The organism is Candidatus Poriferisodalis sp. (assembly GCF_965262965.1).
Classification (GTDB): Bacteria; Actinomycetota; Acidimicrobiia; order Acidimicrobiales; family Poriferisodalaceae; genus Poriferisodalis.
This window is the reverse complement of the sequence record NZ_OZ253573.1, coordinates 3,581,163-3,595,983: the sequence shown is the minus strand read 5'-3', so window position 1 is coordinate 3,595,983 and position 14,821 is coordinate 3,581,163. Positions and strand designations below refer to the sequence as shown.

The following is a 14,821-nucleotide window of genomic DNA, read 5'->3' as shown; positions in this document are numbered from 1 at the left end:
TGTGGCCCACCGTGTTTGCTGCGATTTGCGCCTGCGTCGCGCTGGTTCTGTCGGCTCTGCCGGAATGTCTTCGGCAGTTGGTTCGAACAATTCGATGAATCAGCCAATGAACTTCAACCCGAGCAGGCGTTCTTTGTGAAATCAGACTCAGTTCGGAGCCGATCGGTTCCCCGACGGTGAGGACCCGGTCGGCGAGCGTTCGCTAGAGGCGGGATGCGGCGTCCGGGTCGAGGATGACGGTCGCGCTTGGGTGGAGTTGCAGAGCTGAAGCGGGGACCGCTTCGCACACGGGTCCGCTGACGGCCTGGGCCACGGCTGCGGCCTTGCGGTCGCCGCACGCGAGCAGCAACAGTTCGGCCGCCGCAAGGATGGTGGAGATCCCCTGCGTGATGGCAAGCTCAGGAACGGGACGGCCGTCGCCAAAGAAGCCCGCATTGTCGGAGCGGGTCTGCTCACTGAGGGGCACGATGCGAGTGACGCTGTCAAACGAAGAACCTGGTTCGTTGAAGGCGATGTGGCCGTTGGACCCGATGCCCAGGATCTGCAGGCCGATAGGTGCACTCCGAACCAAGTGCTCGTAGCGACAGCACTCGCCTTCGAGATCGGGCGCGTCAGGATCGGGGCAGTGGACTGCATCGCGGCGCAGGTCGACCTGGCGGGCCAGCGCCCGCTGCACGACGCTGCAATAGCGGCACGGATCGTCAGGATCGAGGCCCGCGTACTCATCAAGCAGGTACACGTCAACGCCGGCGAAACTGAGACCCCCTTGTTGGTGGCGTCGAGCCAACTCGGCATACAGCGCCTCGGTCGTGCTCCCGGTTGCAACCCCAAGGCTTGCTCGTCGCTGACTCCGCACAAAGCGTTCGACAATGTCCGCTGCGCATTCTGAGGCAGCCTCTCGATCCTCAGCGACGATGATCCTCATTGTGTGATCGGCACGCCGACGCCATCGTCATCGCTGCGGGGCACCTCACCGGCCCCCAAACCCACCGTGGCTGCGACTGCGGCACCGACGATGCCCGCATGCATGCCTCGATGAGCGACCGAGATCGGCTTGGACAGCTCGAGCTCGGAGACGAATCGGTCGAAGTCATTGCTGAGTCCACCGCCGACGACCCAGCACGACGGGTGCAGCACCGCCTCGATCATCTCGAAGAACGGCTGTGCCCGCTGCGCCCACTGACTCGGCGTGAGCCCGTCTGTGGAGATCGCGCGTCCGGACGCCACGTCTTCGAAGCAGGCACCGCCGACGATCAGGCCGCCGAGCTCTGAATTCGCGATGAGGCTGCCGTTGTGCAGCAGTGCGCTGCCGACGCCGGTCCCGAAGGTCAGCACGATGGTCAGCCCGGTCACCCTGAGCGGGGCTTCGCCGTATCGAAGCTCCGCGAGGCCAGCTGCGTCGGCGTCATTGATCAACACCGCGTTCGCTCCGGACGGGGCACGCAAGCAGGCCAGCGCGTCCGCGTCCTCCCAGGACGCATCCAAGTTCGGAGCGTGTCGCAGCGACAGACCATCGATCACACCCGGCAGAGCGACGCCCACCGGTCCAGTCCATCCGACAGCCGAGGTGATGCGGCCGATTGCCGCGATGACGTCGTGCGGCGTCGCCGTCGGGGGCGTGGCTTCGGTCAGGACGGGTCCCGACGGCTCTCCCACGGCGAGATCCACGACCGCTCCCTTGATGCTCGTTCCGCCGACGTCGATGCCGACCTGCAGCGATCGGTCGTCGAGCGCAGCGTGGCCGGATCTGGGATCGTGCCCATCGCCAGCGTCCGATTCCCTGCGGATGCTCGGGTCGTGGATCATGTCGGGGGACCCCCGCTGCGGGCACCGGTGATGTACGCGACAAGGTCGTCCTTGGTCACCGAGCTGACATCGACCTCCGCTGCTGTGCGCCCTCGGCGCAGCACCACTGCCCGGTCGCACACGGCCATGACTCTGTCCATGTTGTGGGTGATGAGCAAGACGGCCACGCCGGCACTGCGCAGTGCGCGAATCAGATCCAGCACGCGTGCGGCCTGCTCGACACCCAATGCGGCAGCGGGCTCGTCGAGCAACACGATCTGCTGGCCCCACGCGGCAGCCCGCCCGATCGCGACCGCTTGACGCTGACCGCCCGACAGTGCGCTCAACGGCCGCCGCAACGACGGAAGGCGGATGTCGAGGCGACCCAGAATCTCCGCTGCCTCGGCCCGCATGCGCCTCTTGTCGAGCACTCCGAGCCACGACCCGAACCGTCCCCCACGAGTGTGCTCGCGGTTGAGGAACAAGTTCTCGACGACATCAAGCGGATCGATCACCGCCAGCGTCTGGTGCACCGTTTCGATGCCCAGTGCCCTTGCCCCCTCGGGCGAACCGATCTCGTGCTTGGCTCCATTGACGAGGATCGTCCCTGCATCAGGCCGGTACACCCCCGCAAGGCACTTCACCAAAGTCGACTTGCCGGCTCCGTTGTCTCCGAGCAGCGCGGTCACCTCGCCGTAGTGCAAGCTCAGTGCGACATCGTCGAGCGCCCGCACGGCGCGAAACGACTTGCCGATGCCTGTGGCTTCCAATGCGGTGACAGCGGTCACGTCGAACCCGCTCCGCCTGGATCGCCAAAACCGTTCCACACCCCGACCACCCGAGGCTCGCCCCGCGACACTCCCGACAGCCCGGTCACGAGCGCCCTGGTCACGAAGGCCTGGATTCTGAAGCCGAAGACCACGGTCGCGCCTTCCGACACGACGCGGCCAGACCCCCGATGGAGTCGGGCGTAGTAGTCGATCGCCGCCGGGTCGGGCATGTCCACCGGCACGGGGGACGTCGAGATCTCCGCAGCGTCGTGCGCGATCACCGCGCTGACCTCGTAGTCGCCGAACACCGGATCGACGTACAGGCCGCCACCGAAGCAGAGCGGCACGCCTTGATGAATGTGGGCCACCTCGCTCAGGTACAGGACCCCGGGCTGCTCGGGCAGATCCCGAAGCGCGTGCAGCGGCGTGGTGGCGGTGAGGCCGTGGCCAGGCTCGACCTGCGTGGCCCCGGACTCGGCGAGCAGCCCGAGGACGTCGGTGGACGTCGTCCCCGGCAGGTTGATCTCGAGCTGCGCGGGGCACGCCGGGTGCCGTCGAACGAGCTCAGCCGCGCGCGCCAGCGTCTCGACGTTTCGAGTGACACCGACGCTGCCTCGCTGCTCATCGAAGAGCATTGCCGGAAACGTAGTGAGTCCGGCGAACTCGGCCCCGTCGAGCGCTGCGATGATGTCGAGAGCCGAGCGGAGGTCGTCGAGTGGCACGCCTCCCTCGTGACCGGGATAGAACGTGTCACCTGGATCGAAGACACGCAGCATGAGTCGCTGAGATCGACCGCTGGCGCTTGCGGCTGCGGCGGCCTCTGCCGCCTTGTTCGCAGAGAAGACCGTCCAGTAGTCGGGCGCCATGGCAGCAGCTTCGACAGCTTCGGCGCGCGCAACCTGCACCAGATGACCGACGTGGCCGAGCCGATGCCCGTTGCGAACGATGGGGCGCGCGCACGCCATGTCGACCGCCACGAAGCCATCGACGCCGCCGGCTGCCATGGCCGCCAGCGCGCCCGGGGCCCGGCCTATCTGCTTGGTCATCGCGTACACGGTGAGGCCGAGCGTTCGGGCCCGCGTGCACAGCACTCGTGCGTTCGCCTCGATGGCATCGAGGTCCAGCACATAGCTGTTCGGCGGAATCTCTCCCGCTTGGTGCAGTTCCACCGCGGCCCGCACGAATCCGGGGTTGCGGTCCAGCAGGGATCGAAGGAACATTTCTTCAGCTCTCTCGCTGCTCGCGCATGCTCAGCGCGACGGCCAGGATGATGATCACGCCGCGGGCGATCAGCTGATCCGCGACTCGCAGACCCATCAGGATCAGGCCGTTGTTGAGCATGGCCATGACGACCGAGCCCATGATCGCCCCTGCAACAGATGCGCGTCCGCCGAACAGATTGGTCCCCCCGATGACGACGGCGGCGATCACGGTGAGCAGCAAGTTCTCGCCGAGGTCGTGGCGTCCGATCGCCAGGCGGCCCGCCAGCAGCACGCCGGCGAATGCAGCCGCTGAGGCGCTCGTCACCAAGGCCGCGATGCGAATGCGGTCCACGCGGATGCCCACCGCCGATGCCGCAGCGCGGTCGGCTCCGACAGACAGGACATGGCGTCCCCAGCGGAGCTGATGCAGCGCCAGATGCCCGACGAGGCCGACGACCGCCGTCCAGATGAGCAGCGAGGACACCGGACCCGCCGAGCCCGCACCGAAGACCGCCGAGAACGTGTCGTTGCGTATCGGCAGCGACTGCAAGTTGTTCATGTTGCGTGCAACACCGCTGACGATCCCGAGCATCCCCAACGTGACCAGAAACGACGGAATCCGCACCTTCACGGCGATCAGGCCGTTGACCAGCCCGATTGCCGCGCCGACGGCAACAGCAGCCACCGCTCCGACGAAGAATCCGTACCCGCCCACCGCTTCAGCAGCCACCAGAGACGACAGCGCCGCAACCGAGCCGACGGACAGATCTATTTCAGCGGCCGCGAGCGCGAACGTCATCCCCACTGCCATGACCGCAATCGGTGCTGCCTGCCGACCGATATTGAGCAGGTTGGACGCGCTGAGGAACCCATCGTCGTACAACGTCACCGCGAAGACTGCGAAGATGAGCGCTGCCGCCCCGTAGACGACATACCAGCGCGATCCCGAGTCCCAGCGACCGGATCGAAGCCGCCCCAGACCCCAGGGAGGAGTTGACCGGTCCGGGGCGCCGAAGTCCTGCGTCACGATGGGTTCCTCAGCTCGCCCCCGAAAGGACGAGTCTGCGTCAGTTGCCGAGGGCGTCCAGAACCTCTTTCGGGGGTTCCGCGGCCAAGGACTGACGATAGGCGTCCACGATGTTGTCAGCTGTCACGCCGATGGCGGGCACCACGACGAATGCCGGAGCCGCCTTGCCCAACAGGCCGTAGGCGCCCTCGAGCGCCATGGTGCGGCCGAGGTTGTACGCCTCATCGGCAGCGATGCCGACGATGTTGCCCCCCTCGACGAGATCGAGCGACACGTTGGTGTCGAGATCCATCGTCACCACAGCAACATCAGATGCTCCCGCAGCTCGAAGTGCCGCCAGCACGCCGTCGGCAGGGCCAGCGGACCATGGCGCATAGATGCCGTCGAGATCGGGGTGGCGCGTGAGCAGCGCTGCAGCGATCTCCTCAGCTGCGGCCGGATCAGCAAGTCCCTGCTCGGCAACGATCTCGATGCCCGGATAGTTGATCTCGATCCACGACTTGAATGCCTGATCCCGTTGGTTGGTGACGTAGTAGGCAGCGTCGTGGAAGATGAACCCCACTTCGCCTTCGCCTCCGAGCGCCTCGCCAAGCAGGTTGGCTGCGGTGATGCCCATGGCCGCGAGGTCATCGGTCACGATGCCGACATAGTCCACGCCGTGGACGTATCCCTGCGGAACGTTCGACAGAAACACCAGCTGCACACCGGCATCCACCGCAGGACGGAAGGCTTCCGCGCCCGCGTCGGGTCCGATCGCCAAGCTGATGATGATGTCGGGATTCTGCGCCATGACCGTCTCGACGTCGTTCGCCTGCTGAGCTGCGTCGAAGGAGGCGTTGGTCTCGGCGATCACTTCGATTCCGAGTTCCGCGAAGGCATCGCGGGCACCTTGACTCACTGCGTCGGTGAACGCGCCTGCGGTGTGCCACAGCAGAGCAGCCGTGTAGCCACCTGCCTGGACCTGGGCGATCTCGTCATCGCTGAGCGAGATCTCGCTGGACGGAACCGCTTCTTCGCCACCGGGGCCCTGAGTCACCGGAGCCATGGCTCCGTCGTCGGCCATGTCGTCGTCGGCCATGTCGTCATCAGCCATGTCATCGTCGGCCATGCCGTCGGCGGCGTCTACTTCGACGGCGGGAGCAGTGGTCAGCGGGGCGGCGTCGCCGTCCGCATCGTCGTCGGTGCCGGTGCAAGCAGCAGCGAACAGTGCGAGCACCGTCAACAACAGCAGCGGTAGTCGGCTTGGCTTGCGCACAGGGGACTTGGTCTTTCTTCTTGCTGTCTTGATTCTCATGGGTCCCTCCTTCGGGTCCGGCTTATGAGTCCTCGACACCGCACCATTCGGCAATGAAGTGCGCGAGGGTGCGGGTTGCGGTCACCAGCTCATCGATGGCGACTCGCTCGAACGGTGTGTGGCAGTGGGAGATGTCTCCGGGAGCGAAGTAGACGCCGGGGATGCCCAAGTCCCGCAGGAATGGCTTTTCCGACCAGTAGGGCGCGCCCTCGATGCGGGCCTGCTCGCCGGTCACCGCGGCGATCGAACCCGCCAGAGCGGCCACTCCCGGATGGTCGGCCGGGACCTCATCGGGCGTGCCGCCGACGGCGTGATCCCGGGGCGCGCTGAAGTCCACGCTGCACTCCACGGAATGCTCAGCCGCGACCTCGGCCACAACGCTGCGAATCTGTTCAGCGGCCGCGTCGAGGCTCTCGCCAGGGTTGATCTTGCGAATCAGCGACAAGTCGAAGCGACCCGGCACGGCGATGTTGCCGCCCGAGGACGCCGACGTGACCAGCAGGAAGGCTTCCCCGAGCAGCTCATGGGCCGGCACCGTTGCACGCAGCTCGTCGGAGAGCTCCCACAAGCGGCTGAGCAAGCTATGGCCGGCCTTGAGTGCATCGACGCCGAGTTCGGGTCGTCCGAAGTACGCGGACCTGCCGGTACAGACGATGTCGGCGATGAGAAATCCCATCTGCGCGGTGTAGATGGCCGATGTTGTCGGCTCGGTATAGATGGCGAAATCGGCTGCGCCCTTTGAACTGCTGCTTGCCGCAGTGCGCATTCCGAGCGACACACCCGAGCCCGGCTGTCCGGACTCTTCGTCGCAGACGAACCAGGTGGAAACCGCCCCGGCCGGCTGCATCCCGACCCTGCCGAATGCCCGAAGCGCTTCGATGATCGCGCAAATGCCCGACTTCTGGTCCGCGGCGCCTCGTCCCCAGATTTCGTTGTCGATGACGCACGGCTCGAACGGATCTGCTCGCTCGGTGCCGTCCCAGTGCTGCACCCAGTCGTCAACGGCAACCGTGTCGAGATGGCCGGCCAGCAGGAGCGACCGACCGCTGGTTCCTCCGGCGCTTGCGTACACGTTCGGTCGGCCGGGTGCGCATTCGACCAGCTCTGCGGCGTGGAATGCTCTTGATTCGTTGAGACGGCCCAGCGCCCAGCGAGCGACCTCGGATTCATTGGGGGTGACACTCGGGATGCGGACGGCTTGGCGCACAAGCTCGACGACCGCGTCAGGGTCCACCGCGTCGGCTACGAGCGCGGCGGAACCACTCATGTGCGCTGGTCTCCCAAGGCTTCTGACACCAGGGTCTGGTGCACGATCCGCAGGCTCATCGAGACGGCCCCTGCGAGTGTCGCCCGGCGTCCCAGCCTCGACGCAGCCAACTCGGGAGGAACTGAGACGAGGCGTTCGAGTCGTTCTCGCACCGCATCCACGAAGACTGCATTGACACCGACGCCGCCCCCGAACACGACTCGAGTCGGATCCGCAATCAGACAGAGGTGCGAAACTGCGAGCGCCATCGACTCCGCAACTCGGCGCAGGACGTGGCTTGCGGCGGCATCGCCCGCCTGCGCGGCTGCCAAGATTTCTGGAACGTCCGAGCTGGGAGCGAGTCCACTGCGGTAGCCGTCTTCGATCGCTCGGCCGAAGAGCTTGCGAATCGACGGCGCTGAGGCCATGTCTTCGAGCGTGACGGGTGATTCTCCGGCTTCTGGGTGCTGCAGCAGAAGAGAGCCCAATTCGCCTGCCGACCCGGTACCGCCCCGATACAGTCCGCCGTCGACGACCATCGCCGCACCGATGCCGGTGCCGATCGAGATCGCGGCGAAATCGCCGCCGGGCTGGCCGTCCTCCAGATGCGAGAGCTCGCCGAGCGCTGCGAGGTTCACGTCGTTGTCGACATGGACTCGATCGGCGGGAAGTCCGAGTTGCCCGGCGAGCCATGCGCGTGGCGCGAACCCATCGAATCCCGGCAGATTCAATGCCTGCTCGACGCAGTCGCCGTCGCTTCGGTAGATGCCCGGAACACCGACACAAACGGCGCTGCAGGGCTCGCCAACAGCGTCGAGCATCGTCGAGACAGCGCGCCCTAGGCGCTCGAACGCCGTGGGGGCATCCGGCGCCGTCTCTATTTCTCGCTCGGCGACGAGGTTGCCGAACAGATCTCCGACGCCGACCAGCATCTTGGTGGCGCCAATGTCGGCAGCGAGCACGTGTCGTGCAGTCGGAACGAGTTCATAGATTGCCGCCGGCCTCCCGATCGACCCGGTTCGAAGACCCTCCGCGGCGACACGGACCAATCCCGCCGCCGCCATGTCTGCCATGAGGGCCGACACCGTCGGCTTGGACAATCCGGTGGCTCGGGCGATGCCAGCGCGAGACATCTGCCGCGGGTGCGCGTCGAACATCGCGTCGGCGATCCGCTGCCCGCTCAGCAGTCGCAGACCCCCCGACGGCGTTCGTTCGGCCATATTGTTAGTAATCTTACCTTACAAATTATGGATGTCAAGACACACGTCGACCTCGTGTGCTGCCTCGTTCGCGTACGAGACAGCTCTGCCGGGCGTCAGTTGCGGGCGGTAGCGATCCAGGTGGCCGCCGGAAAGACGACTCCAGCGGGGGTTTCCCGTGGTGCCAACACAGCAGTGACGGCGTCGCGGACCTGGGCGTGAACCTCGGGCGGATGTCCGGCCAGGGCGCGACGGGCAATTCCTAGGTCCATCGCGAAGTCGACGGTCTCTTCGAGGGTGCCTCCTCCGCTGAAGACCAACTCGGTGTCGTGCGGCTCGATGGCGATGTCGGACCAGCCGGCGGCGCCGAGAATGCCCTGCACATGGTCAGGGTCGGCAAAGGCAAACGGATCGACGGCCGGGCCGTCACTCGACGGCATCTCCACAATGCCGAGCACTGCCTTGTTGACCGAGACCAGCCATGGGTTGTTCCGCGCCCTCTGCCAGCAGACGAACGAGAGCTGGCCGCCGGGCCGTGTCGCCGACCGCAGGTTCACGAACGCTGCCACCGAGTCGGCGAAGAACATCACACCCAGACGGGAAAAGACCACATCGAAGCCGGCGAAGCTGCCGTTGTCGGCAGCGGACTCCGTTGCCAGCCCAGCGATATCGGCCGTCTGGGCGTCGGCGACGGCGAAGCTGATCGGAGCCGCCTCGGGATACGCCGCGGAGTGCTCGGCGGCACGCCGGCGAGCCACCTCGACGAGGGGCTCGCTGATGTCGACGCCCAGCACCGAACCGCTGACTCGTTCGCTCCACTGCAGTGACGTCTGGCCGCACCCGCAACCGACATCGAGCACTCGCGCCGCCGAAGGCAACCCGTCCACAGCGTCCATCGCCGCCACGCCGATGTGGGCCAGCTGTGCGTCGAGACGTTCCTGCTGATCGACCCACACAGCTGCGGCACGCCAGAACTCGCGCTGTTCGGCGTTCGGATCGTGACTCTGGCTCATCGGTCAACCCTCTCTGAAGCAGACATCTTCTAGCAGCCAACGCCTCCGGTTTCAGGCCGGTCCGGCGCCCAAGAGAGCCGACGCGAACAGCGTGGTGTCCGGCACCGAAAACGCCTGGGCGTCGGCCGCCATCGCCGCTGTCAGTTGCCGTCGGTGATCCGTTCGACGAACTCCCACAAGTTGGTGCTCGGGTTTGATCTCGGCGGTGACCCGTCCCCGAGGTGCTTGCGATCCAGTTGCACCGCTCTCGATTTCGCATCGCCGAACGAAGCATCAAGCGCCGCAAGAGCCTGATACGTCAAGTGCTTGCCACACGTCAGCAAGCGCTTGGATTCATCTTGTGCATCGTGCCGGTGGATCGACGCGGTTCGATCCTTGAAATGGAGCATGAACCACAACTCGATACAAGGATTCGAGAATGCAACGCCTATTTCGCTGGTTTTCGCCCTAGCGATTGCTTCCTCGAAGTCTTGATGTTCGTCGCGATCGAATACGCACCAGTATTCGTCGCGGGCGGAACCGCGACCGCGCTTCTCTTCGCTCAGGTCAATCTTGCGCTCCTTGATGGCTTCCTCAACGAGGCGGAGTGGCGTGCCATGGAAATCGTCAATGACAATGTCGACCTGATCTCGGTGCTTCCGAAACCAATAGTTGACGTAGTCCGGTTCGGTTGCTCGGCCCTCCGTGAAGACGAGAATCTCCCTGAGTCTCGCTCGGGCTGAGCCCGACTGTCCGCTTCGCCGATCTCCTATCGACTGTCGCCGCTTCAAGACGTCGTCACCGCAACTTGCTCGGCAGCGTCGACGAATCCACCGTCCATAATGATTGGCCGGGCGCCATAGCGACCTTCTTCGTAGCGCTTCGCGACTGCTTCATTCTTGCGAGGTCCGAGTTCGGCCAAGGGGTACAGACGTGTGCTGCCGTCGTTCAACTTCTCACTGAACCAAATCTGATCACGACCAAGCAGGCGTTCGGCCGTGCCATCGCCCATGAGCGCCGGGTCGTGACTGTTGAATACGAGTTGCGCAAGATTGGGGTTGGTCTGCGGATCTTGGAACAGGCGGACAAGTCGCTGAACCAAGTCAGGATGCAAACTTGCGTCCAACTCATCTGCCAGCAGCACCGAACCCGCCTCCAGCGATTGCAGTACAGGCCCGACCAAGCCGAACCACACGAGTGTCCCAAGCGATTCCTCGCCAGCTTCGAACTCGACTTCCCCATCAGACCCACTATGCGTCAGATGGACAATCGCCAATTCGTCAAGCTCGATGCTCTCCTCGTCCGCTGGCTCTTCCTCTGCTCCGATGAGTACGCGTGCGGCGCGCTGTAGGCCGTCTCTCATTGCGGGATCAGGCAAGTGTTTCTTCGCATCGGCGATGCCTAGATCCGCTGCCCAAAGCAGGCTCAAGACGGCACCGCGATGGCGATCATCGTCAAGCATCTTCGCCGTCAGCACTTGCCGCAACGGACGCGTCGCAGCCTGGGCATAGCGCATGTTGCCCGCGAACCATTGGCGTAGCGGCGTGAGCTGTGGATGCCCAGCGGCGGCCGCAGTCGAGAGGTAGAGCGCATTCGAGCGCAACAGGTCACGTGCTGCGCGGCTGCGGGCCTTGTCTATAGCTCCAAAATCGACAGTGTCGCCCTTCCGGTGGAACATCATCGCCGCCCGACCCTTGGGACGGCGGTATGCCCACTCCTCGACTACCCGTTCGTCCTCGAGTGTAAATCCGTACTCGTGACGCACACCAGAGAGCACAAAGTCGACCTCGTATCCCGAGGGCCGATCGACCGATTGCTCGTCGAGTCGGAATGGCCACCGAGGAATGCGGCCACCAGGCTCACCTGAGCGAAACGAACGCAAGACATATTGGCGCATGTCGTCCATTGCTTCGAGCACATTGCTCTTGCCAGAGGCATTGGCGCCGAAGACACCGGCTGCGGGCAGGACACGCTCCGGTGCGCCTGCTTCGCGCCACGGAATATCGCGTACGTACGGAGCTTCGGCCATTGGCGTCGACACCAACGAGAGTTCGAATTCGTCTCGAAACGACCGGACATTCTCGGCTCGGAAGTTCAGCAGGGCGGAAGGGCCAGTATTGCTTGTCTCGATGCTCACAGCCGTATTATTACAGGCATCTCGCGTTTTTGCTTCCCAAAATCCAGACCAAGAAGTATGAGATCCCCGCCGGAACGCTTTTAGCCGCTTGCTTGGTATGGGCAGCGGAGCTTGTGGGCGTGGGTTTCAGCGGGCGGGGTTGGTGTACCAGCCGCCGCCGATGAGGGTTCCGTCGATGTCGGCGACCCAGATGCGCATGGTGTGCGGGCCGTGTGCTGCGGGGTCGTTGTCATCTGCGGTGATCCAGGTTCCGTCGGGGGTGGCGTTGCGCACTGCGGGTCCGAGCAGGTCCTCGATGTCGGTTCCGATGACCGCGGGATCGAAGTGGCTCACGATCTCGCCGTCCGGGGCAGCGATGAACCCCGAGAAGTAGCCGTCGAGCGTGTTGGTGCTGTTGTAGTACTCCACCGTCGGTATCAGACCCGCCGAGATGCCTTGGGGATCGTTGTAGAAGGCGAGGATCGCTTCGAGGCCGCCCGCGCGGAAGTGCTCGACAGCGTCGGCGATGAGAGCTGGCAGGAACTGCTCGGCGTCGATGTACCAACCCGAGCCGAACAGCAGCCCGTCGTGACGGACCACCCAGGCGTTCTTGAGCTCGAACGAGCTGTCGTCGCTGAGAGTTCCACGCGCAGGGTTGTTGTAGACGTAGGGAACCCATTTGCCGGTCTTGTCTGCGGACAGCATCTCGGGGCCGAACTTGAAGCCGTTGATGTCGGTTCCGACCCAGTCGTTCAGGTTCAGCCCGCGCCGTTCTTGGTCATAGTGGCCGATCAATTCGCCGTCGGAATCAATGATGAACACGTACCACTGGCCGTCGACGCTGCCGAGGTCGTTGTAATAGCCCAACGTGGCTTCGAGCCCGGTCCTTTCATAGCGGCCGATCGCGCTGTCCACGAAAAACTGGCTCTTCGCGTTTGAGGGTGGAGTTGGTGGTGTGAGGGTCCCGGTGTGAACGCGGGGGATCCCCCAGAATCGGAGGTGTCTATGCCGCCGAGTCCTGGAGGATCCCCGTGGAGAGCGACCCTACGCGTGTCAATGAGCTGCTGGTCGGACTCGGCGCCGATGTGGAAGTGGTGTCGGTGGGCGACGAGCCGGGCCGGCCGTTGAGGGTCCTGGTGCGGCTTCGTTCGCCGCGACCGGTGTGCGGGTCCTGCGGCGGGCAGGTGTGGTCGAGCGGCGTCAGGCGTGTGGAGCTGGTGGACCTGGGGGCGTTCGGGCGGCCGGTGCGGCTGGTGTTGGCAAAGCGCCGCTGGCGGTGCCCGAATGGGGACTGCGCGGTGGGGACGTTTACTGAGCAGTCGCCAGAGATAGCGCCGCCGCGGGCGCGTTTGACGTCGCGGGCGGCGCGCCGGGCGACGCGTCGGGTGCGGCGCTGGGGAACAGCGCTGCTCGCCGCTGACCGCGGCCGCATCGACGGCGTCACCGCGCTGGGGCTCGACGAGATCTTGATGTGGCGCCACGGCAAGTACCGGCGCAAACGGTGGGGCACCACGATCGTGGACGCCCGCCGCGGGATCCTGCTCGACATCGTCGCAGGCCGCACAGCCAATCCGGCGATCAAATGGCTGGGGGCAAGCACGCCGCAGTGGCGCCGGGCGGTCCGCTGGGCGGTGATGGACCTGTCAGGTCCGTACCGCAAGGCGTTCGACACCGCGCTGGCGCACGCACGCCAGGTCGCGGACCCGTTCCACGTCGTGCGCTTGGGCAACCAGATGGTCGACGAGGTGCGCCGCCGCGTCCAGAACGACACCCTCGGCGGTCGGGGCACCAAAAACGGCCCGCTGTACCGGGTCCGCAAGCTGCTCACCATGGCCCACGAACGCCTCAGCACAGACAGCGACGCGAAGCTGCGCGGCCTGCTCGCAGCCGGCGATCCCCGCGGTGAGCTGCGAGACGCCTGGCACGCCAAAGAGACCCTGCGCCAGACCTACCAGATCCCCAGCCACCGCCTCGCCCGACGAGCCCTCGACGCGCTCGCCCTCGATCTGCGCGATCCCGCCTGGTCCCCGGAGATGAACAGGCTCGGCCGCACCCTTGGACGCTGGCGCACCCAGATCGCCAACTGGCACCTCTCACGCGTCACCAACGGACCCACCGAGGCAGCGAACAATCTCGCCAAGCTCATCAAACGCAACGCGTCCGGTCTCACCAACTTCGGGCACTACCGAATCCGAGCACTCCTCTACGCCGGCAAACCCGACTGGACACTCCTCAACACCCTCACTCCACCCTAAGAGCGTTAGCGGATTGGGCGGTTGTGGGGTTGCCAGCGGTTGCGGTGGTCGATGAGTTTGATGGTGATGATCAAGGCGACGGCGAGGGCGAGTTGGGCGAGGCGGTGCTCGGGTTTGCGGTCGGTGTTTCGTCGCAGTTGGCCGTAGTTGGACAGCCATGAGTTGGTTCGCTCGACGCGCCAGCGCAGCCCCAGCGGCGCTGTGACCGGTTCTGCGGGGCCGTCGTGGCCGGGTCTGCGTTTGGGGGGCCGCACCAGATCGCAGATGCCCGCCGCGGCGGCTGACCGGTCGACGCGGGCGCCCCAGTAGCCGCGGTCGAGGTGCAAGGTCTCGGTGTCGTGATGCAGCCCCCGCCGTTCGATCTCGGCCACGGTCGGGTCGAACAGCATGATGTCGTTGCGGTTCGCGCCCGCGGCGGCCCACCCGACCGCGATCCCCGCCCCGTCGATCGCGATCGACCACTTCCAGCCGAGTTTTCGCCTGTCCACGGGGCTTTTGCCGGTCCCTTCCCCACCGCAGGGAGCTTTGTGGGTGGACCCGTCGATGCACACGTCATCGAGGTCGAGACCCACGATCCGGTCATAGGCGGCGATCGCTTCGGCCGCGATCCGCTCGAACACGCCCGCAGCGACCCACTCGTCGCGGCGCGACCGCAGCGTCGTGTCCGACACCTGCCATCCCAGCAGCGCCTCCGCGCACTGCCACGAGCAGCCCGTGGCCAGCCGCACCAGGATCCCCCAAAAGCACAGCCGGTCCGATATCCGGGGCCGATGCCCCCTGCCAAGGTCACGAACCGGCCGCACCGGCAGCATCGGCTCCACCGCCGCCCAGATCACATCCACCACCTCAGGCTCCAAAGCGCGCATGATGAAACCGGCCTCCACGGGTTGTCTTGTTCGGACAACCCGACCAATACACCGGGGAACCAGCCAACC

At 65.4% G+C, this 14,821-nt stretch carries 14 protein-coding genes; 1 reads left to right on the top strand and 13 read right to left on the bottom strand.

What is annotated here, in order from left to right; genetic code table 11:
• Window positions 1–202 precede the first annotated feature (202 nt).
• The 12 genes from ACQY5K_RS17165 to ACQY5K_RS17110 form a co-directional block, all read right to left on the bottom strand.
• Window positions 203–925: a glucosamine-6-phosphate deaminase gene (locus tag ACQY5K_RS17165; protein ID WP_428117830.1), complete on the bottom strand. Its 723-nt coding sequence runs from the start codon at window positions 923–925 to the stop codon at window positions 203–205.
• Entirely contained in the window at window positions 922–1,806 is an 885-nt protein-coding gene (locus ACQY5K_RS17160) for an ROK family protein (protein ID WP_428117828.1), read from the bottom strand. Before ACQY5K_RS17160 ends, ACQY5K_RS17165 begins: the two co-directional genes overlap by 4 nt.
• A complete protein-coding gene (locus ACQY5K_RS17155) occupies window positions 1,803–2,573 on the bottom strand; it encodes an ATP-binding cassette domain-containing protein (protein WP_428117825.1) in 771 nt (256 codons plus the stop codon). The genes ACQY5K_RS17160 and ACQY5K_RS17155 overlap by 4 nt, the downstream gene beginning before the upstream one ends.
• Window positions 2,570–3,775: an alanine racemase gene (locus ACQY5K_RS17150; RefSeq protein ID WP_428117822.1), complete on the bottom strand. Its 1,206-nt coding sequence runs from the start codon at window positions 3,773–3,775 to the stop codon at window positions 2,570–2,572. The genes ACQY5K_RS17155 and ACQY5K_RS17150 overlap by 4 nt, the downstream gene beginning before the upstream one ends.
• A 4-nt stretch (window positions 3,776–3,779) precedes the next feature.
• The gene (locus tag ACQY5K_RS17145; protein ID WP_428117819.1) at window positions 3,780–4,784 is read right to left on the bottom strand and encodes an ABC transporter permease; all 1,005 of its coding nucleotides are present in this window, start codon (window positions 4,782–4,784) and stop codon (window positions 3,780–3,782) included.
• A gap of 40 nt (window positions 4,785–4,824) precedes the next feature.
• Window positions 4,825–6,078 (bottom strand): substrate-binding domain-containing protein, encoded by a 1,254-nt coding sequence (locus tag ACQY5K_RS17140; protein WP_428117817.1) that lies wholly within the window; start codon window positions 6,076–6,078, stop codon window positions 4,825–4,827.
• A 22-nt stretch (window positions 6,079–6,100) separates the two neighbouring features.
• The gene (locus tag ACQY5K_RS17135) at window positions 6,101–7,345 is read right to left on the bottom strand and encodes a M20 family metallopeptidase (RefSeq protein ID WP_428117814.1); all 1,245 of its coding nucleotides are present in this window, start codon (window positions 7,343–7,345) and stop codon (window positions 6,101–6,103) included.
• Window positions 7,342–8,544: an ROK family transcriptional regulator gene (locus ACQY5K_RS17130; protein WP_419920814.1), complete on the bottom strand. Its 1,203-nt coding sequence runs from the start codon at window positions 8,542–8,544 to the stop codon at window positions 7,342–7,344. Before ACQY5K_RS17130 ends, ACQY5K_RS17135 begins: the two co-directional genes overlap by 4 nt.
• Window positions 8,545–8,639: 95 nt before the next feature.
• Window positions 8,640–9,536: a class I SAM-dependent methyltransferase gene (locus tag ACQY5K_RS17125; RefSeq protein ID WP_428117811.1), complete on the bottom strand. Its 897-nt coding sequence runs from the start codon at window positions 9,534–9,536 to the stop codon at window positions 8,640–8,642.
• A gap of 140 nt (window positions 9,537–9,676) precedes the next feature.
• A complete protein-coding gene (locus ACQY5K_RS17120) occupies window positions 9,677–10,306 on the bottom strand; it encodes an RloB family protein (protein ID WP_428117809.1) in 630 nt (209 codons plus the stop codon).
• The gene (locus ACQY5K_RS17115) at window positions 10,303–11,652 is read right to left on the bottom strand and encodes an AAA family ATPase (RefSeq protein WP_428117806.1); all 1,350 of its coding nucleotides are present in this window, start codon (window positions 11,650–11,652) and stop codon (window positions 10,303–10,305) included. The genes ACQY5K_RS17120 and ACQY5K_RS17115 overlap by 4 nt, the downstream gene beginning before the upstream one ends.
• Before the next feature lie 126 nt (window positions 11,653–11,778).
• Window positions 11,779–12,546, bottom strand: a complete 768-nt coding sequence (locus ACQY5K_RS17110; RefSeq protein ID WP_428117803.1) for a hypothetical protein — start codon at window positions 12,544–12,546, stop codon at window positions 11,779–11,781.
• Window positions 12,547–12,662: 116 nt separating this feature from the next.
• Here ACQY5K_RS17110 and ACQY5K_RS17105 point away from each other — a divergent pair, with 116 nt between their 5' ends.
• On the top strand, window positions 12,663–13,886 hold the full coding sequence (locus ACQY5K_RS17105; protein ID WP_428117800.1) for an ISL3 family transposase: 1,224 nt from the start codon (window positions 12,663–12,665) through the stop codon (window positions 13,884–13,886).
• A gap of 5 nt (window positions 13,887–13,891) precedes the next feature.
• On the opposite strand, the gene ACQY5K_RS17100 is transcribed toward ACQY5K_RS17105, so the two are convergent.
• Entirely contained in the window at window positions 13,892–14,770 is an 879-nt protein-coding gene (locus ACQY5K_RS17100; protein ID WP_428117798.1) for an IS5 family transposase, read from the bottom strand.
• Window positions 14,771–14,821 lie beyond the last annotated feature (51 nt).